This window comes from Streptomyces longwoodensis, assembly GCF_001514125.1.
Classification (GTDB): Bacteria; Actinomycetota; Actinomycetes; order Streptomycetales; family Streptomycetaceae; genus Streptomyces; species Streptomyces longwoodensis.
The window spans coordinates 107,655-128,092 of the sequence record NZ_KQ948563.1 but is presented as its reverse complement, the minus strand read 5'-3'; the positions used below and the strand labels follow the sequence as shown (position 1 = coordinate 128,092).

General features: G+C 72.8%; 17 protein-coding genes. 13 read left to right on the top strand and 4 right to left on the bottom strand.

The annotated features are described in order from the left end of the window. Positions 1–199: 199 nt before the first annotated feature. Positions 200–2,896: a bifunctional SulP family inorganic anion transporter/carbonic anhydrase gene (locus tag AQJ30_RS31925; protein ID WP_067240855.1), complete on the bottom strand. Its 2,697-nt coding sequence runs from the start codon at positions 2,894–2,896 to the stop codon at positions 200–202. Positions 2,897–3,229: 333 nt separating this feature from the next. On the opposite strand from AQJ30_RS31925, the gene AQJ30_RS31920 reads away from it, so the two are divergent. Continuing rightward, positions 3,230–4,510, top strand: coding sequence for a polysaccharide deacetylase family protein (locus AQJ30_RS31920; protein ID WP_067240853.1), 1,281 nt, complete (start codon positions 3,230–3,232; stop codon positions 4,508–4,510). Here AQJ30_RS31920 and AQJ30_RS31915 read toward each other — a convergent pair whose 3' ends face one another. Further along, positions 4,511–5,491, bottom strand: a complete 981-nt coding sequence (locus AQJ30_RS31915) for an ATP-binding protein (protein WP_067240851.1) — start codon at positions 5,489–5,491, stop codon at positions 4,511–4,513. Positions 5,492–5,592: 101 nt separating this feature from the next. Here AQJ30_RS31915 and AQJ30_RS31910 point away from each other — a divergent pair, with 101 nt between their 5' ends. Beyond that, the gene (locus AQJ30_RS31910; protein WP_067240850.1) at positions 5,593–6,417 is read left to right on the top strand and encodes a Fic family protein; all 825 of its coding nucleotides are present in this window, start codon (positions 5,593–5,595) and stop codon (positions 6,415–6,417) included. Between the two features lie 365 nt (positions 6,418–6,782). Here AQJ30_RS31910 and AQJ30_RS31905 read toward each other — a convergent pair whose 3' ends face one another. Next, complete coding sequence (locus AQJ30_RS31905; RefSeq protein WP_067240848.1) at positions 6,783–7,619, bottom strand: HAD family hydrolase; 837 nt, start codon at positions 7,617–7,619, stop codon at positions 6,783–6,785. A gap of 606 nt (positions 7,620–8,225) precedes the next feature. On the opposite strand from AQJ30_RS31905, the gene ssd reads away from it, so the two are divergent. The 7 genes from ssd (at position 8,226) to AQJ30_RS37480 (ending at position 13,496) form a co-directional block, all read left to right on the top strand. Next, positions 8,226–9,329, top strand: coding sequence for a septum site-determining protein Ssd (ssd, locus tag AQJ30_RS31900; RefSeq protein ID WP_067240846.1), 1,104 nt, complete (start codon positions 8,226–8,228; stop codon positions 9,327–9,329). Continuing rightward, positions 9,326–10,645: a TadA family conjugal transfer-associated ATPase gene (locus AQJ30_RS31895; RefSeq protein WP_079084433.1), complete on the top strand. Its 1,320-nt coding sequence runs from the start codon at positions 9,326–9,328 to the stop codon at positions 10,643–10,645. Before ssd ends, AQJ30_RS31895 begins: the two co-directional genes overlap by 4 nt. A gap of 46 nt (positions 10,646–10,691) precedes the next feature. Next, the gene (locus tag AQJ30_RS31890) at positions 10,692–11,498 is read left to right on the top strand and encodes a type II secretion system F family protein (RefSeq protein WP_079084445.1); all 807 of its coding nucleotides are present in this window, start codon (positions 10,692–10,694) and stop codon (positions 11,496–11,498) included. 25 nt (positions 11,499–11,523) lie between these two features. Next, positions 11,524–12,312 carry a type II secretion system F family protein gene (locus tag AQJ30_RS31885; RefSeq protein WP_067240842.1) on the top strand — a complete coding sequence of 263 codons (789 nt, stop codon included), beginning with the start codon at positions 11,524–11,526 and terminating at the stop codon, positions 12,310–12,312. A 146-nt stretch (positions 12,313–12,458) separates the two neighbouring features. Then, the gene (locus AQJ30_RS31880) at positions 12,459–12,668 is read left to right on the top strand and encodes a DUF4244 domain-containing protein (protein ID WP_067240840.1); all 210 of its coding nucleotides are present in this window, start codon (positions 12,459–12,461) and stop codon (positions 12,666–12,668) included. Further along, positions 12,655–13,032, top strand: coding sequence for a TadE family type IV pilus minor pilin (locus AQJ30_RS38185; protein WP_107119748.1), 378 nt, complete (start codon positions 12,655–12,657; stop codon positions 13,030–13,032). Before AQJ30_RS31880 ends, AQJ30_RS38185 begins: the two co-directional genes overlap by 14 nt. After that, positions 13,029–13,496: an Rv3654c family TadE-like protein gene (locus AQJ30_RS37480; protein ID WP_107119747.1), complete on the top strand. Its 468-nt coding sequence runs from the start codon at positions 13,029–13,031 to the stop codon at positions 13,494–13,496. Before AQJ30_RS38185 ends, AQJ30_RS37480 begins: the two co-directional genes overlap by 4 nt. On the opposite strand, the gene AQJ30_RS31870 is transcribed toward AQJ30_RS37480, so the two are convergent. Further along, positions 13,384–15,915 (bottom strand): DEAD/DEAH box helicase, encoded by a 2,532-nt coding sequence (locus tag AQJ30_RS31870; protein ID WP_079084431.1) that lies wholly within the window; start codon positions 15,913–15,915, stop codon positions 13,384–13,386. The genes AQJ30_RS37480 and AQJ30_RS31870 overlap by 113 nt on opposite strands. Positions 15,916–15,997: 82 nt before the next feature. On the opposite strand from AQJ30_RS31870, the gene bldG reads away from it, so the two are divergent. From bldG to AQJ30_RS31850, 4 genes are all read left to right on the top strand, one after another. Continuing rightward, positions 15,998–16,339, top strand: a complete 342-nt coding sequence (gene bldG, locus AQJ30_RS31865) for an anti-sigma factor antagonist BldG (protein ID WP_009189842.1) — start codon at positions 15,998–16,000, stop codon at positions 16,337–16,339. A 105-nt stretch (positions 16,340–16,444) separates the two neighbouring features. Continuing rightward, positions 16,445–16,876, top strand: coding sequence for an ATP-binding protein (locus AQJ30_RS31860; protein WP_067240837.1), 432 nt, complete (start codon positions 16,445–16,447; stop codon positions 16,874–16,876). A 295-nt stretch (positions 16,877–17,171) separates the two neighbouring features. Next, positions 17,172–19,577 carry a sodium-translocating pyrophosphatase gene (locus tag AQJ30_RS31855; RefSeq protein ID WP_067240835.1) on the top strand — a complete coding sequence of 802 codons (2,406 nt, stop codon included), beginning with the start codon at positions 17,172–17,174 and terminating at the stop codon, positions 19,575–19,577. A gap of 209 nt (positions 19,578–19,786) precedes the next feature. Then, the gene (locus AQJ30_RS31850) at positions 19,787–20,404 is read left to right on the top strand and encodes a small secreted protein (protein WP_079084430.1); all 618 of its coding nucleotides are present in this window, start codon (positions 19,787–19,789) and stop codon (positions 20,402–20,404) included. Positions 20,405–20,438: the final 34 nt, after the last annotated feature.

Below are 20,438 nucleotides of genomic sequence, written 5' to 3'. Positions count from 1 at the left end.
GTGCTGTGGGGTGTGGGGTGAGGTGTGCTGCGGGGTGGGCACGGCCGGGCTGTCGTCGGTAGGCACGGACCCCGGTGGGGGAGAGTTCAGCAGTTCAGCGGGTGTAACCCCTTTCACAGTCGCCCGGCTCCTCCCGCGCGGCCGCCGGGTGCGGGGCGGTGCGGCGCGGCCGCCCGGGTGGGGGCGGCCGCGCGGGTCGTCAGGCCGGGACGTCGACCGGTCGTACGTGGTCGAAGACCTTGCCCTCAGTGAGCAGGTACGCCTGCGCCTCACCCACGTGGAAGTACATCCCGTGCAGCTCCAACGCACCGGCCCGCAGCGCCCGGTCCACGGACGCGTGGGCCCGCAGGTGATCCAGCTGCTGGACCACGTTGGTCAGGCACAGCTGCTCCACCGCGTCCGCGGCGGCGCGCCCGGCGAGCCGGGCCCACGGCCGGCCGTCGTCGGCCATCCGCTCCAGGCTGGGCAGCCCGTGCCGCAGCCACCGCTTCAGCGGGGTGTGCGCCTCACCGGGCTCGGCACTCAGCAGAGCTTGCATGGCCCCGCACCCGGAGTGCCCGCACACCGTGATGGACCGCACCTCCAGTACGTCCACCGCGTACTCGATCGCGGCGGCCACCGAGTCGTCCCCGCTGTCCTCGCCGGGCAGGGGCACGAGGTTGCCCACGTTGCGCACCACGAACAGGTCGCCCGGACCGCTGGACGTGATCATCGAGGTGACCAGCCGCGAGTCCGCGCAGGTGAGGAACAGCTGCGAGGGCCGCTGCCCCTCCCGCGCCAGCCGCTCCAGCTCGTCCCGCACCAGGGGGGCGGTGTTGCGCTGGAAGGCGCTGATGCCTCGGACGAGCTGGTGGGCGGTGGGTGGGGGGTCGGTCTCCTTCCGGTCGGTGTCCCTGTTGCTGCCTTCGTCCGTGTCGTCGGGCGGGAGGTCCGCGCTCTCGGCGCCCGCGCTTTCGGGGGTCGCGCTCTGGGCGGCCGTAGTGCCGGTACGGGTGGGGGTGGGGGCATGGTTGCCGGTGCCGGTGCCGGTGCCGGTGCCGGTGCCGGTGCCGGTGCCGGTGGCGGTCTCGGTGCTGGTGCTGGTGGCGATGACGGTGTCCGTGCGGCGGCTGTCCGCGTCGCCCGTGGTCGCCCGCGCGAGGCTCGTCAGGTCGCACTGGTGGTTGCGCCACGGTGTCCAGGGTCCGCAGCGGCAGTCGGCGTCCTCGTCGGCGTGCGGGATCACCGGCTCGGCGATCCGCAGACCCGGGCGCCGGCCACCGAACTCGACCGTGCCTCCGTGCGCGGTGTGCGTCTTCTGCCAGTCCTGGAGGGTCTCGTACGCCGCGTGGTCCATGAACGAACCGTCCAACTCCACGACGGCGGGGGCGCCGTGGGGCACGAGGTGCAGGGCCCGGCTGAGGCGAGGGACCGCTAGGAAGGTCAACTGACCCCGGACGCGTACGTGGTGGACTCCTTCCTTCTCGTCATGGGTGATGCGGGTGTGGGCGAGGCGGTGCAGGGCGGTGGCCACGGCGACGGCGATGCCGAGTGCCACGCCCTGGAGGACGCCGAGGAAGACCACGCCGAGGGTGGTGACGGCGTACACCAGCACCTCGCGGTGGCGGGTCACCGTGCGGATGTGGTGCAGGGACACCATCTGGATGCCGACGGCCATCACCAGGGCGGCGAGGGAGGCGAGCGGGATGAGCTCCAGGATCGGAACCATCAGCAGCGCGGCGACTACTACCAGAACGCCGTGGAGCATCGTGGAGTTCCGGCTCACCGCCCCGGCTCGCACGTTCGCCGAACTCCGCACCGCGACGCCGGCGATGGGCAGCCCCCCGAGCGCTCCGGAGACGATGTTGGCGGCGCCCTGACCGAGCAGCTCACGGTCGAGGTCGGAGCGGGCGACGCGGGGCGCCGAGGGGACGGTCGCCTGGGAGGCGGTGGCGGTGGTCGAGCCGGTGGGGGAGGCCGAGCCGATGGCGGCCGAGCCCGTGCCGTCAGTCGGTTCCGCTCCGTCGGGGGACGCGGCCCGGGCGGCCACCAGCTTGTCCACGGCGACCGCGCCGAGCAGCGACTGCACGCTGCACACCAGGGTGATGGTGAGGACGGCGGCGACCAGGCCCAGGGCCGGGCCCTCGGGCAGTCCGGCCAGGGCGTGGCTGCTCCAGGACGGCAACTCGACGCGGGGCAGGGTGAGTCCGGTGAGGGAGGCGACCGCGGTCGCGCCGGAGACGGCGACGAGCGCGGCGGGCACCTTGCGGAGCAGACGGCCCGCGCGGCCGGGCAGCCGTGGCCAGAGGAGCAGCAGGGTGAGGGTCAGGGCGCTCACCACGAGGGCGGCCGGGCGCCCCGCGGCCACCTGCGCGGGAAGGGCCAGCAGGTTGGCCAGGACGGAGCTCTGCGGCGTGCCGCCCAGAACGATGTGCAGCTGGGCCACGGCGATGGTCACGCCGATGCCGGCGAGCATGCCGTGCACGATGGCGGGGCTCACCGCGAGCGCGGTGCGGGCCACGCGCAGGCAGCCGAGGCCGAGTTGGGCGAGGCCGGCGAGGACGGTGATCGCGCACGTCGTGCGCCAGCCGTAGCGGTGGATGAGGTCGGCGGTGACCACGGTGAGCCCTGCGGCGGGTCCGCTGACCTGCAGCGCGGAGCCCCCGAACCGGCCGGCGACCAGGCCTCCGACGGCCGCGGCCACGAGGCCGGCCTGGAGTGGCGCGCCGGTGGCCAGGGCGATGCCGAGGGACAGGGGCAGGGCGATCAGGAAGACCGCGATGGACGCGGACACGTCGGCGCCCGCGAGGTGGAAGCGGCGGCGCGGGGCCGGTGGCGGGCTGTGGGGCTGGTGCAGGCGCTCGGGCGTGGCCGAGTCGGTCGGTTGGGTGGCGCGTGTGGGGACGCAGGCTGACATGTTCCCGTCTCCTCCGGGGCAGCGCGGTCGCGGAACTCGGTCTTCCCCCGGCGGTGGCGGGGGTGGTCGCGGCCGTGGGTCACGGCGTACAAGCGGCGGGATGGATCAACGCTTGGTAAATGGATCGTAATGCAGAGTAAAGGACGAGCATGGATATTCATGGCAAATGGCCCACGTAACCCTCCCAAAGAGTGAAGTGAGCTTTTTATCGGCTTGTCGTATTAATTCCTTCTCGGCCTCCGTGCGACGTTGACGGCGCCGTCGGCTGGTCGGCGGCGCACCAGAACGCCGTGGTCGGCGTTGGCCTGAGAGAAGGAAGAAGGTGGGCGGAACATGACCGCCACCCAGAGGATCGCCACGGGGACCGTGGTCGCCGCGGCCGTCGCCGCGTCACTGGCCGGTTGCTCGACGGGGACCACCGGTTCTCACGCAGCGGGCGCGGCCGCGTCCGGGCCCGGGAGGCAGCAGGCGGCTCCCGCGCCCAAGAGCATGGTCCGCCTGATCGGCGACGGCTCGACCGCGTACACGGGGGCCCAGCCGCACCTGCCCCGGCCCGAGCGCCTGAAGCCGGGGCAGAAGCCGCCGCAGTTCGTCGTGTTCTCCTGGGACGGCGCCGGCGAGGACAGCCAGAGGCTGTTCTCGCACTTCCGCGAGGTCGCCAGGGCCAACAACGCGACGATGACGTTCTTCCTCAGCGGCGTCTACATGCTGCCCGAGGAGAAGCGCGACCTGTACAGGCCGCCGCAGCACTCGCCCGGCCGCTCCGACATCGGCTTCAACGACGAGCAGGGCATCGCCGACACCGCCCGGCAGCTGCGCCTCGCGTGGCAGGAGGGCAACGAGATCGGCACCCACTTCAACGGCCACTTCTGCGGCAAGGACGGCGGCGTCGGCCAGTGGTCGGTGGAGGACTGGAAGGACGAGATCACCCAGGCCAAGCAGTTCGTGAAGACCTGGAAGACCAACACCGGCATGACCAAGGCCGCCCCGCTGCCCTTCGACTACGACAAGGAGCTGATCGGCGCCCGCACCCCGTGTCTCGAGGGCCAGAAGAACTTCATGAAGGCCGCCCGGGACATGGGCTTCCGCTACGACACCAGCGGCGTCAACAACCAGGTCTGGCCCGGCAAGAAGGAAGGGCTGTGGGACCTGTCGATGCAGCTCGTGCCCTTCCACGGCCACTCCTACGAGCAGCTGACCATGGACTACAACTTCATGGTCAACCAGTCCGGGACCGCCACCCAGGGCGACCCGGCCAAGCGTGCGTTCTGGGGGCACCAGATGCGCGACAGCCTGCTCGCCGGCTTCCAGCGGGCGTACGACGGCAACCGCGCGCCCCTGGTCATCGGCAACCACTTCGAGTCCTGGAACGGCGGCGTGTACATGCGCGCCGTCCAGGACGTCGTCGAGGCGGTCTGCAACAAGCCCGACGTGCGCTGCGTCTCCTTCCACCAGCTGGCCGACTGGCTGGACGCCCAGGATCCGGAGGTCCTGGCCAAGCTGCGCACCCTCGAGGTGGGTGAGGCGCCGCGCGAGGGCTGGGAGCAGTTCCTGTCGGACCGGCCCGCCCCGGCCCCCAAGGGGGTCCCGGGAGCACCGGCGGCCAAGCCGTAGCTACGCGGGGGCCGTGACGCCCTCGTGGAGCACGAACCCGGGGTCGACCTGCGCGGCCAGGTCGGCCCCGGTGCGCTCGTTCCCCCACGACTGGGCGTTCTTGAGGTGGAAGTGGACCATCTGGCGGGTGTAGCGCTCCCAGTCGCGCCGTGCGTACGTCGCGTCCGCGGCCGACCGCAGCCGGCGCAGGGCCTCGTGCTGGGGCTGCTCCAGGAGGTCGAACCGGGGCGGGCGGCCCTTCTCCATGGCGCGCACCCAGTCCGAGTGCCCGACCGTCACGAGCAGGTCGTCACCGACCTCCGCGCGGAGGAAGTCGATGTCGTCCTGACCCTGCACCTTGTTGCCGACGACCTTCAGCTCGACGCCGTAGTCGCGGGCGTACTCCTTGTACTGGCGATGGACGGAGACCCCCTTCCGGGTCGGCTCGGCGACGAGGAACGTCATGTCGAAGCGGGTGAACATGCCCGAGGCGAAGGAGTCCGAGCCCGCCGTCATGTCGACCACGACGTACTCGTCGGGGCCGTCCACCAAGTGGTTCAGACACAGCTCCACCGCTCCGGTCTTGGAGTGGTAGCAGGCGACCCCCAGGTCGGCGTCCGTGAAGGGTCCCGTGACCATCAAACGGACGGCACCGCCGTCGAGTTCCACCGGTCGGGCGCAGGCGTCGTAGACCGGGTTGTCCTCTTGTACCCGCAGCAGCCGGGAGCCCTCGCCGGGCGGGGTCGTCTTGATCATCGTCCCGGCGGAGGCGATGCGGGGGTTGGAACCGCGCAGGTAGTCCTTGATCAGGGGCAGGTGCTCGCCCAGCGCGGGGAGTGCGGCGGCGTCCGCCTCCTCCAGGCCGAGGGCGGCCCCCAGGTGCTGGTTGATGTCGGCGTCGACGGCGATCACTGGTGCGCCGCTCGCCGCGAGGTGACGGACGAACAGGGAGGAGAGGGTGGTCTTGCCGCTGCCGCCCTTCCCGACGAAAGCAATTTTCATGTTCACCAAGAGTAGTCGCATGATTGCTGTGCGTGGCAGGGGTGCGTGAAGAAGACCACTCCATCGTGGGGTCACGGCCGGGGGTGCGTAGGGTCGTACGCATGAGTACGACAGGCGCCACCGCCGATCCGCTCGCGGCCCTGGGTTCGCTGCCCGGCGTGCCCGCATCCGTGGAGTCCGTCCGCAAGGCCGTGGACCGGGTCTACGGGCACCGCATCATGCGTCGCCGCAGTACCGAGATCACCTCCGAGGCCGCTCTGCGCGCCTCCCGCGGCTCCGCCGCGCTGTCCGGCGCGGACTGGGCCCTGGAGGAGGTGCGCCGGCGCAGCGACTTCGGCGCGGACGACGAGGCGCGGACCGTGGGTGCCGCGCTGCGGCTGACCGCGGAGGCAGGCCAGCTGCTGTCGATCTGGCGGCAGTCGCCCCTGCGGGTGCTGGCGAGGCTGCACGTGGTGGCCGCCGCGGAGGCGGACGACGCGGTGGGACGGCCGCGGCGGGCCGGTGAAGCGGTGCGCGAGCCGCTGATCGAGCTGCCGGCGCCGGGCGCCGACGAGGTGTCCGGGCGGCTGGACGGTCTGGCCGAGCTGATCGTCGCGGGCAGCTCCGCGCCCGCCCTGGTGACGGCCGCCGTCGTGCACGGCGAGCTCCTCGCCCTGCGGCCCTTCGTCTCGCACAACGCGCTGGTCGCGCGCGCGGCCGAGCGCATCGTGCTGATCGGCAGCGGTCTCGACCCCAAGGCCGTCTGTCCGTCCGAGGTGGGCCACGCCGAACTGGGCCGTGCGGCCTACCTCGCGGCCCTGGACGGCTACGTCTCCGGCACGCCCGACGGCATGGCGGCCTGGATCGCCCACTGCGGCCGGGCCGTGGAACTGGGCGCCCGCGAGTCGACGGCCGTGTGCGAGGCCCTGCAGCGCGGAGCGGCGTAGCCGACGGGAAGGAAAAATGCGGCGGTACGAGGGCTCGTACCGCCGCTGGCATGTCCACCGGGTTACCAAGCGTCCTCGATATGTGCCCATCAGGTCGGGGACTTTGCCCGCCACCTGGTGCGGCTGGCCCGTAATCGACGGGTCGACGTCGCGTGGGTGCCCGGTGTTCATGCTCGGTCCGTGGGGCCAATGCGTTGAAGAAGGGGATCCTCGCGGATGTCCTTTTGGTCTCGCGGGCCGCTGAATCCTTTGTACTCCAAGCCCCCGGCGAGCGAAAGCCCTGGTTCGAGTTCTTTACTTTTGCGCTCAAACAGGGCGTAAGCGGGCGGGTAGGCCCGACAGCTGGGGCCGCCGGGCCGGACTGCTCAGGCGGGAGCGGCCGCCCGGCGTCGGCTGGCGTACCAGACCACGCCCGCGGTGGCCGCCGCCGCACCCACGGCCGCCGCGACGACCAGGGCCGGGCGCGGCGGTACCGAGAAGCGGGGCATCCGCTTCTTGAGGCGCACCGGGCGGTGGAAGTCGAGGATCGGCCACCCGCGCGCGACGGCCTCGCGGCGCAATGCCCGGTCCGGGTTCACCGCGTGCGGGTGCCCCACCGCCTCCAGCATCGGCAGGTCGGTCGCCGAGTCGCTGTAGGCGTAGCAGCGGTCGAGGTCGTAGTTCTCGGACTGCGCCAGCCCGCGGATCGCCTCCGCCTTGGTCGGGCCGTACGCGTAGTACTCCACCTCGCCGGTGAAGCAGCCGTCGTCGCCCACGACCATCCGGGTCGCCACCACCCGGTCCGCGCCGAGCAGTTCGCCGATCGGTTCGACGACCTCGGCGCCGGACGTGGAGACGATCACGACGTCGCGGCCGGCCCGGTGGTGCTCCTCGATGAGGGAGGCGGCCTCGTCGTAGATGATCGGGTCGATCAGCTGGTGCAGGGTCTCGGCCACGATCTCCTTCACCTGCTGGACGTTCCACCCGCGCACCATGGCGGACAGGTACTCGCGGGTGCGTTCCATCTGCTCGTGGTCCATACCGCCCACGAGGAAGACGAACTGGGCGTACGCGGTACGCAAGGCGGCCCTGCGGTTGATCAGACCGCCTTGGTAGAACGACTTGCTGAAGGTGAGCGTGCTCGACTTCGCAATGACCGTCTTGTCCAGATCGAAGAAGGCGGCCGTGCGGGGCAGGGAGTGGTTTTCCACGCCCCTGAGCATAGGGGCAGCCCATTCGGCGTAAGGTGGGCGCGTGGGTTTGCCTGACAGGGCTGTCGGGTACACCATGGAAGTCACGGATCGTTCGCGACCGTGCTAACCCGGCCCGACTCCTCCCCCCCCGAGTCGGCCGTGGAGACGACCCCCGCTCTCCCCCCCGGCGGGGGTCGTCGCATGTCCGGGTGCATTTTCCTCTTATCATCACGGCACGGCCCCCTCTCCTGCGCGTAGCGCATCACTCGCGCCGTGCACCCCAGCGTAGTCACTCTGTGTAGCCGTTGCGCTGCGCTGTGGAAGCCGCACAGGAGTTGCCGCAGGGCTCACCGGTATGGGTGACGGCGATATTCACAAGCCCTGACTCGTCCACAGAAATCGACCAAGATCCACACGATTTCCGGCTTCGCTGCACGGTGATTCCCAGGCGTCCCGCTCGGGCCGAGTTCATGTCCCGTTCCGTTTGTCGGACGCCCACGGCCGGATTCCGCCGGCCGTTCAAGGCGGCTGTTCCTCACGGCCGTTCAAAGGGGGACCGGTTGCCGGTTCTTCACACATTCGGGAATCGCGGGGCCGCAGGGGCTCGGCGAGACGCAGCGAAGGGGGACGGAAACCGTGACCGGAACCGTCACACACGACCCGCCACCCGCGGCCCCGGGCGGCCAGGGAAGGCCGTTGATCGTCACCGAGGACACCGAGCTCCTCGACGACCTGCTGCGGCTGTGCGCCGCCGCCGGCGCCACACCCGAGGTCCGCCACTCCCTCCCGAGGAGGAGGGGGAGCTGGGAGTCCGCACCGCTCGTCCTGGTCGGCGACGACGCCGCCCGGCGGGTCCGGGGGGCCACCCGACGGCGCGGCGTGGTCCTCGTCGGACGCGACCAGGACGACTCCGGCGTCTGGCGCCGGGCCGTCGAGATCGGCGCCGACCACGTCCTGGTGCTGCCCGACGGCGAGCAGTGGCTGGTCGACCGGATCGCCGATGTTGCCGAGGGCGTCGGACGACCCGCCCTCACCGTCGGCGTCATCGGCGGCCGCGGTGGGGCCGGAGCCTCCACGCTCGCGTGTGCCCTCGCCGTCACCTCCGCGCGCGAGGGACTGCGCACCCTGCTCGTGGACGCCGATCCCCTGGGCGGCGGACTCGACGTACTCCTCGGCGGCGAGACCGCCCAGGGCCTGCGCTGGCCCGCGTTCGCCGCCTCGCGCGGACGCGTCGGCGGGGGCGCCCTGGAGGAGTCACTGCCCGAGCTGCACGCCCTGCGGGTGCTCAGCTGGGACCGCGGTGACCGGGTCGCCGTCCCTCCACAGGCCGTCCGCGCCGTCCTCGCCGCGGCCCGCCGACGGGGCGGCACGGTCGTCGTCGACCTGCCGCGCCGCGTCGACGACGGTGTCGCCGAGGTCCTGGCCCAGCTCGACGTCGGTCTGCTCGTGGTGCCGGCCGAACTGCGCGCCGTCGCGGCGGCCGGACGGGTGGCCTCCGCCGTCGGCATGGTGCTGAAGGACGTCAGGGTGGCCGTCCGCGGGCCGTACGCGCCCGGCCTTGACGACCGCGAGGTGGCCCGCCTGCTCGGTCTGCCGCTGGTGGGCGAGGTGCCCGTGGAGCCGGTGCTGCTCCGCCCGGACGGCGGCCGGACCCCTCCGGGAGCGGCGGTGCGCGGACCGCTCGCGCGCTTCTGCAAGGAGTTCTGGGAGCGGGCGCTGGCGGAGGTGGGGAGCGGATGAGCGCGGCATTCGACGAGGGGGGCGCTCCGGCGCTGCTGGACGGGGTGCGCCGGTGGCTCGCCGAGAGCGGGGCCGAGCCGACGCCCGCGCGCGTGGCGCAGGCGCTGCGGGAACAGGGCAGGGTGCTCGGGGACGCGGAAGTCCTGGGCGCGGCGGAGCGGTTGCGCTCGGAGCTGGTCGGCAGCGGGCCGCTGGAGCCGCTGCTCGCCGATCCGTGGGTCACCGACGTCCTGGTGTCCGCGCCCGACCGGGTCTGGGTGGACCGGGGCGGCGGCCTGGAGCGGGCCGACGTGTCCTTCCCGGACGCGGCGGCGGTACGACGCCTCGCGCAGCGCCTGGCCGCGGTGGCCGGACGGCGCCTGGACGACGCCCGGCCGTGGGTGGACGCCCGGCTGCCCGACGGGACCCGGCTGCACGCGGTCCTGCCACCGGTGGCCGTCGGCTGCACGTGTCTGGCGCTGCGGGTCGTACGCCCCCGCGCGTTCACCCTCGACGAGCTGGTGGCCGCCGGCACGGTGCCGCCCGGCGGTGACCGGGTGTTGCGGGCCCTGCTGGAGGCGCGGCTGTCCTTCCTGGTCAGCGGGGGCACCGGCAGTGGCAAGACGACCCTGCTGAGCGCGCTGCTCGGGCTGGTCGGGTCCGGGGAGCGGATCGTGCTCGCGGAGGACTCGGCCGAGCTGCGGCCGGACCACCCGCACGTGGTGCGGCTGGAGACCAGACCCGCCAACCAGGAGGGCGTCGGGCTCGTCACGCTCGAGGACCTCGTGCGACAGGCCCTGCGGATGCGGCCCGACCGGCTGGTCGTCGGCGAGGTCCGCGGCGCGGAGGTCGTGCACCTGCTGGCCGCGCTCAACACCGGCCACGAGGGCGGCTGCGGGACGGTCCACGCCAACGCGGCGGCGGACGTGCCGGCTCGCCTCGAGGCGCTCGGCACGGCGGCCGGGCTGGACCGGGCCGCGCTGCACAGCCAGTTGGCGGCGGCGCTGTCGGTCGTGATCCACCTGGTGCGGGACCGGACGGGGCAGCGGCGCATCGCCGAGGTGCACGTGCTGGAACGGGACCCCGCGGGGCTGGTGCGGACCGTGCCGGCGCTGCGGTGGGAGGCGGGGGCGTTCGTGGAGGAGGCCGGGTGGGGGCGGCTGCGGGGGTTGTTGGGCGCGGGTGGGGCGCTGGGCTCGGTGGGTGCAGAGGACGGGGCGGACCCGGTGCGGGTGGGTCCGCTGCCGGTGGGTCCGGTGGCTGTGGAGGGTGCGGGTCCGGCGGTCCGCAGCCGCACGCAGGAAGCGACGGGAGGGTCCGGTGAGCGGGTTGCGTGAGGTGGCGACGGTGGCGGCGGTGGCGTGGCTCGCGGTCGCGGCGTGGATGTCGAGCCGGTGGCACGCCGGGGCCCGGCGGGCCCGACTGGTGCTGACCGGTGGTGGAACGGTGGGCGTCGGGCCGCCGACGTGGCACGACTGGGCCGAGGAGGTGCGGCGGATCCGGCGCCGGTGGCGGCCGGAGTGGTGGTCGCTCGTGGCCGGGCTGGCGCTCTCGGTGCTGGGGGCGTCGGTGTTGCCGGTCGTCGCGGGGGCGCTCGGGGTGCCGGTGCTCCGCCGGGTGTGGCGGGCCGGGACGCGGCGGCGGGCCCGCGAGCGCCGGGGGGACGCGGTGATCGCGCTGTGCGCCGCGCTCGCCGGTGAGGTGCGGGCGGGACGGCAGCCCGGGGAGGCGCTGCTGGTGGCGGCGCGGCACTCCGGAGGGCTGGGCGGGGCGCAGGCGGGGGTGTTGGCGGCGGCCCGGTTCGGCGGGGACGTGCCCGGAGCGCTCGCGGCGGCGGCTCGGCGACCGGGGGCGGAGGGACTGCTGGGGCTGGCGGCGTGCTGGCGCGTGGCCGTGGACCAGGGCGCCGGCCTGGCCGACGGACTGGACCGCCTGGAAGGGGCCCTGCGGGCCGAGCGGGACCAGCGGGCCGACCTGCGGGCCCAGTTGGCGGGGCCGCGGTCCACGGCGGTGATGCTCGCCGGATTGCCGGTCCTCGGCCTGCTCCTCGGTGCGGCGTTGGGCGCCGATCCGCTGCACGTCCTGCTGCACACCGGCGCGGGACTCGGTTGCCTGGCGGCCGGGGCGGTGCTGGAGGGCGCCGGGTTGTGGTGGGCGCTGCGGGTCGTGAAGGGGGCCGATGCGGCATGAGCCGGAGCGGGATCGGAGGCGTGCGGTGAGCGCGGAGTTCGTCCACAGGCTGGGGGTGGCCGTGGGGATGGTGCTGGCCCTCGCGTGGTTGGTGCGGTGGGCGGAGGGCGTGCGGCACCGGCGACGGGCGCGCCAGCGGGCCGCGGAGCTGTTGGCGGTGGCGGTGGTGCGGCGGGCCCCGGGATTCGTGCTCGGAGACCGTGCGCGGCGGTGGCTGCCCGAGGTCGGGGTCGTGGGCATCGGCTGGGCGCTGGTCGGCGGTGCCACCGGGGTCGTGGTCGGCCTGTGCGGCGCGGCGGCGCTGTGGCGGTGGCGTCGGGGGCAGGAGGCGTCCGGTGCGGCTCAGGAAGCCGAGCAACAGGCCGAGGCGGCCCGCCAACTGCCCTTGGCGGCGGACCTGCTGGCTGCCTGCATCGCGGCGGGGGCGGGGCCGGTGGTGGCTGCGGCGGCCGTGGGGGAGGCGCTCGGTGGTCCGGTGGGCGAAGGGCTGGCGCGCGGGGCGGCGGAGGTGCGGCTCGGGGGTGAACCGGCCGACGCCTGGCAGCGGTTGGCGTCGGCGCCGGGAGCGGCACCCCTGGCCGCGCTGTTGGAGCGGGCGGACGTGTCCGGGCTTCCGGCGGCCGGACCGGTCGCGCGGCTCGCCGCCGATGCCCGCGCGGAGTGGGTGCGCGCGGCGACGGCACGCGCCCGGCGGGCGGCCGTCGTGGTCACCGCGCCGGTCGGGCTGTGCTTCCTGCCCGCCTTCATCGCGGTGGGCGTGCTGCCCGTGGTGATCGGGCTGGCGGGCGGCGTGCTGGGAGGAGGTGGGCCATGACGGGGTGAGGGCGCACGAGTGGGCGGCGGATCAGCGGAACGCCGCGGATCACTGAAGCAACAGAAGCGCAGGACAACGACAGCGGTGCAGGACAACGACAGCGGTGCAGGGCACCGGCAACGGAACGAGACCTCACGGGGGTTCACATGTTCAAGGCGGTACGGGCGCGGCTGCGCGCCCTGGTGTGCAGGGTCCGGGCGGCGCGGGGGGACGCCGGGATGGTCACCTCCGAGTACGCGATGGGGATCGTCGCGGCGGTGGCGTTCGCGGTGCTGCTCTACAAGGTGGTGACGTCTCCGGCCGTGGCCGAGCAGCTGCAGGCCATCGTGAAACGAGCGCTCAGTGCGCGGATGTGAGCGGGGGCGCCGGTGCCGTTCGGACCAGGGGTTCGTGACGGCGGAGGCGGCCGTGGTGCTGCCGGTCCTGGTGGCGTTCGCGATGGCGCTGGTGTGGGGGCTGCTCGTGGCCGCCGCCCAGATCCAGTGCGTGGACGCGGCCAGGGCCGGCGCCCGGGCGGCGGCTCGGCAGGAGGCCCCGGACGCCGTGGTCGAGATGGCCCGGTCGGCCGCGCCCAAGGGCGCCGAGGTGACGGTCGGCCGCGAGGGGGACCAGGTCCGCGTGGTGGTCGTGGCGCGGCCGCCGTTGCTGCGCGGGCTGCCCTTCGAGGTGCGGGAGGAGGCCGTGGCGACGGCGGAGGACGCGGAGGTGGGGTCGCCGTGAACGCACGTGTCGGGCGCGACCGGGGCTCCGCCTCCGTCTGGGCCGTGGCGGTGATCGCCGTGCTGTGCGTGGTGTTCGGCGTGGTGCTCTCGCTCGGGCACGCCGTGGTGGTCCGGCACCGGGCCGCCGGCGGCGCCGACCTCGCGGCCCTGACGGCGGCCGACCACTGGACCGACGGCGAGGAGGCGGCGTGCGACCGGGCGGAGCGGGTGGCCCGGGAGCAGGGGGCCCGGCTGGTGCGGTGTGCGGTCGTGGGCGAGGTGTCGGACGTGACGGCGAGATCGGGAGGAGGCCCGTTCACGGCGGAGGCGAGGGCACGGGCGGGGCCGGCGGGGGTGGATTCTCCTTCGGCTATGGGCCCTCCGCCCCCGGTTCCTCCGCCTTCGCGTCCTCCGCCCCCGGTTCCTCCGCCTTCGCGTCCTCCACCTCCACCTCCCCCGGCGCCCCCCGCAGCAGTTCCGTGAGCAGCCGTACCGCGCCCCGCTTGTGCAAGGGATCGTTGCCGTTGCCGCACTTGGGGGACTGGATGCAGGACGGGCAGCCGGCGTCGCACTCGCAGGAGGCGATGGCCTCGCGGGTGGCGGTGAGCCAGGCGCGGGCGGTGTGGAAGGCGCGCTCGGCGAATCCCGCGCCGCCCGGGTGGCCGTCGTAGACGAAGACGGTCGGGAGCAGCGTGTCGGGGTGCAGGGGGATGGACACGCCGCCGATGTCCCAGCGGTCGCAGGTCGCGAAGAGCGGCAGCATGCCGATCGAGGCGTGTTCGGCGGCGTGCAGGGCGCCGCCGAGGATCTCGGGGTTGATGCGGGCCGCGTCCAGCTGGTCCTCGGTGACCGTCCACCACACGGCGCGGGTGCGCAGCGTACGAGGAGGGAGGTCGAGCTTGGTCTCGCCGAGGACCTCGCCGGTGATGAGGCGGCGGCGCAGGAAGGAGACGACCTGGTTGGTGACCTCGACGGAGCCGTAGCACAGGCGGCCGTCGCCCCAGGGGACCTCGACGTCGGTCTCCAGGACGGAGATCGCCGTGGTGTCGCGGGCGACCGTGGAGTAGGGCGGGGCGGCCTCCTCGACGAGCGCGACGGAGTCCTCCAGGTCCAGTGACCGCACCAGGTAGGTGCGGCCCTGGTGGAGGTGGACGGCGCCCTCGTGGACGGTGGTGTGGGCGGAGCCCGCGTCGACCGTGCCGAGGAGGCGGCCGGTGCCGGCCTCGACGATCTGGATCGGCCGGCCGCCCTCGCCGCGGATGTCGGCGAGGTCGGCGGCCCGTTCGCGGCGGGTCCAGTGCCAGGCCTTGGTGCGGCGGCGCAGCAGGCCGGCGGCCTCCAGCTGGGGCATCAGCTCGGCGGTGGCCGGGCCGAACAGCGGCAGGTCCTCGTCGGTCAGCGGGAGCTCGGCGGCGGCCGCGCACAGGTGTGGGGCGAGGACGTAGGGGTTGTCCGGGTCGAGGACCGTGGATTCCACCGGTTGGTCGAACAGGGCCTCGGGATGGTGGACCAGGAAGGTGTCCAGGGGGTCGTCGCGGGCGATCAGGACCGCCAGGGCGCCCTGTCCGGAGCGGCCGGCGCGGCCCGCCTGCTGCCACAGGGAGGCGCGGGTGCCGGGGTAACCGGCGATCAGGACGGCGTCGAGGCCGGACACGTCGACGCCGAGTTCCAGGGCCGTCGTCGCGGCGAGGCCGAGGAGCTCGCCGGAGTGCAGGGCGCGTTCCAGGGCGCGGCGCTCCTCGGGGAGGTAGCCGCCGCGGTAGGCCGCGACACGCCGGGCCAGGGAGCGGTCGACCTCGCCCAGCCGTTCCTGGGCGATGACCGAGATCAGCTCGGCGCCGCGCCGGGAGCGGACGAAGGCGACCGTGCGGATGCCCTGGACGGCGAGGTCGGTGAGCAGGTCGGCGGTCTCCGCGGTCGCCGTGCGGCGCACCGGCGCGCCCTTCTCGCCCTGCATCTCGGTGAGCGGGGGCTCCCAGAGGGCGAACACCAGTTCACCGCGTGGTGAGGCGTCGTCGGCCACCTCGACCACGGGCAGGCCGGTGAGGCGGCGGGCGGCCACGGACGGCTCGGCGGCGGTCGCGGAGGCCAGCAGGAAGACCGGCGACGCGCCGTAGCGGGCGCAGAGTCGGCGCAGTCGGCGCAGGACCTGGGCGACGTGCGAGCCGAACACGCCGCGGTAGGTGTGGCACTCGTCGATGACGACGTACTTGAGCGACTTCAGGAAGGAGGACCAGCGCGGGTGGGAGGGCAGGATCCCGCGGTGCAGCATGTCCGGATTGGTCAGCACGTAGTTGCCGTACTGGCGGATCCACTCGCGTTCCTCGAACGGCGTGTCGCCGTCGTACACGGCGGGGCGCACGGCGGTGCCGAGCGGTCGGGCGAGTTCCTTCACCGCGCGGCACTGGTCGGCCGCGAGGGCCTTGGTCGGGGCGAGGTAGAGGGCGGTGGCGCCTCGGCCGTTCGGGGCTTTCGACCCCTCCAGGAGGGTGGACAGGACGGGCACGAGGTACGCCAGGGACTTTCCGGAGGCCGTGCCGGTGGCGACGACCACCGAGTCGCCGTCCAGGGCGTGCTCGGCGGCCAGCGCCTGGTGGGCCCAGGGGTGCTCGATGCCCGCCGCCCGGACCGCCGCGATCACCTCGGAGTGAATCCGGTGAGGCCAGACGGCATGGCGGCCCGCACGCGGGGGCAAGTGCTCCGTATGAGTGATGCGCGAGGCCCGGCTCGGTCCCGAGGCGAGCCGGTCCAGGACAGTGCCCGGGGACGGGCGCTGCACGGTGTCCGCCGGGGATCGATCGGATCGGTGATTCTTGGCCATCGGCACCGAGTGTGTCACTGGCGTGACGGACAATGGAGCCAAGGCGTCGTGCACGCCTGCCGGTAAGTGATTGAATGCCATCGCGGCTGGCGAACCGTCCTGGGGGCTTCAAGCCGAGGTGACCCGAGGGGCGACCGCTCGATAGCAAGGTGCTGGAGGATCCGTGGACCTGTCCCTGTCGACCCGTACCGTCGGCGATCGTACGGTCGTCGAGGTCGGTGGCGAAATCGACGTATATACCGCGCCCAAGTTGCGCGAGCAGCTGGTCGAGCTGGTGAACGACGGGAATTTCCACCTCGTCGTCGACATGGAGGGCGTGGACTTCCTCGACTCCACCGGGCTCGGCGTGCTGGTCGGCGGCCTGAAGCGAGTGCGTGCCCATGAGGGCTCGCTGCGCCTGGTGTGCAACCAGGAGCGCATTCTGAAGATCTTCCGCATCACCGGCCTCACCAAGGTGTTCCCCATTCACACCTCGGTCGACGAAGCGGTCGCGGCCACCGACTGATCCGCCGCTCCGGGCCGCGCGCCCGGGCGGCATCAGGTGAACACCGGGGGACCGGGCCCTCGCGCCCGGCCCCCCGACAGCACGCCCGTAGTTCGGAGGGGATGCATGGCCACCGTTGAACTCCGCTTCAGCGCGCTGCCGGAGCACGTGCGGACCGCCCGTCTGGTGGCGGCGGCGGTCGCGCGCAGGTCCGGAGTGGACGAGGCCGTCCTCGACGAGGTCAGACTCGCCGTCGGTGAGGCCTGTTCGCGTGCCGTCGGACTGCATCAGCTCAGCGGGGTGACCGCGCCGGTGAAGGTGTCGCTCATCGAGGAGGAGAAGCAGTTCTCCATCGAGGTGGGCGACGAGGCGCCGCACGCGGTGCCCGGGGCGCGGGGTTCCGGCGGTGCCGAGCCCGACGCGGAGACCGAGGAGGACGAGATGGGCCTCGCGGTCATCAGCGGCCTCGTCGACGACGTCGAGGTCTCCACCGGGGAGCACGGCGGCCTGATCCGCATGACCTGGCCGACGACCCCGGTCACCACTCCACTGGCCTAATCCGTCCCGGACGGAGCAGTCGGCCGGAGTTCTTCTTTCCCAAGGGCCCCACCCACCGGGTGGGGCCCTTCGGCGTGTGCGGACCCGGGCCGGCGTGCTTACAGTGGTCCCGTGAAATGAATCATGGGAAGTGAATCATGGCGCGTGGAATATCGTGAAGCAATTCACGATCAATGCCTTTGAGGCATTACTTGACGCCGAGGCGAATTCCGTTTCCCGCGATCTGTTTTGATCAGGTTCCGGTACCTACAATCCGTCCACATCTTGAGCTCAGCCCAAGCGTCAAGGAGGACGAATGGCGGGGCTTTCTACCCCTCAACGGTTGGACCACACCACAACGTTCGCAGCCGCGGTGCTGACCGACGACAACCGCATCCTCGTGATGGTCATCGGCCTCGTGGCCCTGGCCGCCCTGGTGGTCGCGGGCCTGCTGCTGCGGCAGGTGCTCGCGGCCGGCGAGGGCACCGACAGCATGAAGGAGATCGCCGCGGCGGTCCAGGAGGGCGCCAACGCCTACCTGGCCCGGCAGCTGCGCACCCTCGGCGTATTCGCCGTGGTCGTCTTCTTCCTGCTCATGCTGCTGCCCGCCGACGACTGGAAACAGCGCGCCGGACGATCCCTGTTCTTCTTGATCGGCGCCGCGTTCTCCGCGGCCACCGGCTATATCGGCATGTGGCTCGCCGTGCGCAGCAATGTGCGGGTCGCCGCGGCCGCCCGGGAAGCGACACCCGCGGAAGGCGAACCGGAAAAGGATCTCACCGCCGTCTCGCACAAAGCGATGAAGATCGCTTTTCGTACGGGAGGCGTGGTCGGCATGTTCACGGTGGGCCTCGGCCTGCTCGGCGCCTCCTGCGTGGTGCTCGTGTACGCGGCCGACGCGCCCAAGGTGCTGGAGGGTTTCGGTCTCGGCGCCGCCCTGATCGCCATGTTCATGCGTGTCGGCGGCGGCATCTTCACCAAGGCCGCCGACGTGGGCGCCGACCTCGTCGGCAAGGTCGAGCAGGGCATCCCCGAGGACGACCCGCGCAACGCCGCTACCATCGCCGACAACGTGGGCGACAACGTCGGCGACTGCGCGGGCATGGCGGCCGACCTGTTCGAGTCGTACGCCGTGACGCTGGTCGCCGCGCTGATCCTCGGCAAGGCGGCCTTCGGTGACGCGGGGCTCGCCTTCCCGCTGCTGGTCCCCGCGATCGGCGTGCTCACGGCGATGGTCGGGATCTTCGCGGTCGCGCCGCGCCGCGCCGACCGCAGCGGCATGTCCGCGATCAACCGGGGCTTCTTCGTCTCCGCGGTGATCTCGCTCGTGCTGGTCGCGATCGCGGTGTTCGTCTACCTGCCGGGCACGTACGCCGACCTGGACGGCGTCACCGACACGGCGATCAGCGGGAAGAACGGCGACCCGCGGATCCTCGCCCTCGTCGCGGTGGCCATCGGCATCCTGCTGGCCGCCGTCATCCAGCAGCTGACCGGCTACTTCACCGAGACGACCCGGCGCCCGGTCCGGGACATCGGCAAGACGTCGCTGACCGGACCCGCCACCGTCGTCCTCGCCGGCGTCTCCGTCGGCCTGGAGTCGGCCGTCTACACCGCCCTGCTGATCGGACTCGGCGTGTACGGGGCGTTCCTGCTCGGCGGCACGTCGATCATGCTCGCGCTGTTCGCGGTGGCCCTGGCCGGCACCGGCCTGCTCACCACGGTCGGCGTGATCGTCGCGATGGACACCTTCGGGCCGGTCTCCGACAACGCGCAGGGCATCGCCGAGATGTCCGGCGACGTCGAGGGGGCGGGCGCCCAGGTGCTCACCAACCTCGACGCGGTCGGCAACACCACCAAGGCCATCACCAAGGGCATCGCCATCGCCACCGCGGTCCTCGCGGCGTCGGCGCTCTTCGGGTCGTACCGTGACGCGCTCACGACCGGCGCGCAGGACGTCGGGGAGAAGCTCAGCGGCGACGGCGCGCCGATGACGCTGATGATGGACATCTCCCAGCCGAACAACCTCGTCGGTCTCATCGCGGGCGCGGCGGTCGTCTTCCTCTTCTCGGGGCTGGCGATCAACGCGGTGTCGCGGTCGGCGGGCTCGGTGGTCTTCGAGGTGCGCCGGCAGTTCCGCGAGCGGCCCGGGATCATGGACTTCAGCGAGAAGCCGGAGTACGGCAAGGTCGTCGACATCTGCACCAAGGACGCCCTGCGCGAGCTGGCCACGCCCGGTCTGCTCGCCGTCATGGCGCCGATCTTCATCGGGTTCACCCTGGGGGTCGGGGCGCTCGGCGCGTACCTGGCGGGCGCGATCGGCACCGGCACGCTGATGGCGGTGTTCCTGGCGAACTCCGGCGGGGCGTGGGACAACGCCAAGAAGCTCGTCGAGGACGGCCACCACGGCGGCAAGGGCAGCGACGCCCACGCGGCCACGGTGATCGGCGACACGGTCGGCGACCCCTTCAAGGACACCGCCGGCCCGGCGATCAACCCGCTGCTGAAGGTGATGAACCTGGTCGCGCTGCTCATCGCGCCCGCGGTCATCAGGTTCTCCTACGGCGACGACAAGAACGTCGGCGTGCGGATCCTGATCGCGGTGCTGGCGGCCCTCGTGATCGTCGGCGCCGTGTACGTCTCCAAGCGGCGCGGCATCGCGGTCGGCGACGACAATGACGCCGAGCGGCCCGCCAAGTCGGCGGACCCGGCGGTGGTTTCGTAGGAGCGGCCCCCAGGACGGGTTCCGAGGGTCTGCTCAACGGGCGGGCGGACGGCGCGGGTTGACGCGCCGGACGCCCGCCCCGTCCGTGTGGGCCGCGTCTCGCCGTGAGGCTTCTCTCCTCCGGGGCGAAACACCGCAAGCACGGGCACAACGGTCATCCGTTCTGGGGTGGTCGCCCGGTCTGCGTGTATGTTCCGGGGCCGAGAGCCATGGAAGGGACGCAACCGGTGAACAAGAAGCTCGCGGCCGTACTGTCCGGCGGTGCGGTACTGGGACTGGCGCTGACGGGATGCAGCAGCAGCGGCGACGACGGGAACAAGGAGCTCGACGCCTGGGCCAAGCAGGTCTGCGACGCGCTGCCCGCCCAGGACGCGAAGGTCGACGCGGCCAACGAGGCGATCAAGAAGGCCGCCACCGACAACAACGCGCCGGCCACCGTGCAGAAGACCGACTCCCAGGCCTTCCAGGACATGTCCGACGCCTACAAGGCGCTGGCCGGCGCCGTCGACTCCGCCGGTGCGCCCCCCGGCGTCGAGGACGGCAAGAAGAAGCAGTCGGACGCCGTCGCCGCGCTCAACGCGCTCTCCACCTCCTACGCCGATCTGAAGAAGAAGATCGACGTCCTCGACACCAAGGACCAGGCGAAGTTCGCCGAGGGCCTCCAGGACATCGCCACCCAGCTCGGCACGCTCAGCAAGAGCGGCAACACCGCCCTGAAGAACCTCGAAGAGGGCGACGTCAAGTCGGCCATGGCCAAGCAGGAGAGCTGCAAGAAGGTCGCCGCGTCGTCGTCCACCGGGGCCTCGCCGCAGACGACGCAGGGCTGATCCAGCCCGGCCCCTCGACGCGGCCCCGGCCGGA

Bases quoted from the DNA above. Each gene is read 5' to 3' on its own strand.
- AQJ30_RS31925 (WP_067240855.1), bottom strand. From the start codon at position 2,896: ATGTCAGCCTGCGTCCCCACACGCGCCACCCAACCGACCGACTCGGCC.
- AQJ30_RS31920 (WP_067240853.1), top strand. From the start codon at position 3,230: ATGACCGCCACCCAGAGGATCGCCACGGGGACCGTGGTCGCCGCGGCC.
- AQJ30_RS31915 (WP_067240851.1), bottom strand. From the start codon at position 5,491: ATGAAAATTGCTTTCGTCGGGAAGGGCGGCAGCGGCAAGACCACCCTC.
- AQJ30_RS31910 (WP_067240850.1), top strand. From the start codon at position 5,593: ATGAGTACGACAGGCGCCACCGCCGATCCGCTCGCGGCCCTGGGTTCG.
- AQJ30_RS31905 (WP_067240848.1), bottom strand. From the start codon at position 7,619: ATGCTCAGGGGCGTGGAAAACCACTCCCTGCCCCGCACGGCCGCCTTC.
- AQJ30_RS31895 (WP_079084433.1), top strand. From the start codon at position 9,326: ATGAGCGCGGCATTCGACGAGGGGGGCGCTCCGGCGCTGCTGGACGGG.
- AQJ30_RS31890 (WP_079084445.1), top strand. From the start codon at position 10,692: ATGTCGAGCCGGTGGCACGCCGGGGCCCGGCGGGCCCGACTGGTGCTG.
- AQJ30_RS31880 (WP_067240840.1), top strand. From the start codon at position 12,459: ATGTTCAAGGCGGTACGGGCGCGGCTGCGCGCCCTGGTGTGCAGGGTC.
- AQJ30_RS31870 (WP_079084431.1), bottom strand. From the start codon at position 15,915: ATGGCATTCAATCACTTACCGGCAGGCGTGCACGACGCCTTGGCTCCA.
- AQJ30_RS31860 (WP_067240837.1), top strand. From the start codon at position 16,445: ATGGCCACCGTTGAACTCCGCTTCAGCGCGCTGCCGGAGCACGTGCGG.
- AQJ30_RS31855 (WP_067240835.1), top strand. From the start codon at position 17,172: ATGGCGGGGCTTTCTACCCCTCAACGGTTGGACCACACCACAACGTTC.
- AQJ30_RS31850 (WP_079084430.1), top strand. From the start codon at position 19,787: ATGGAAGGGACGCAACCGGTGAACAAGAAGCTCGCGGCCGTACTGTCC.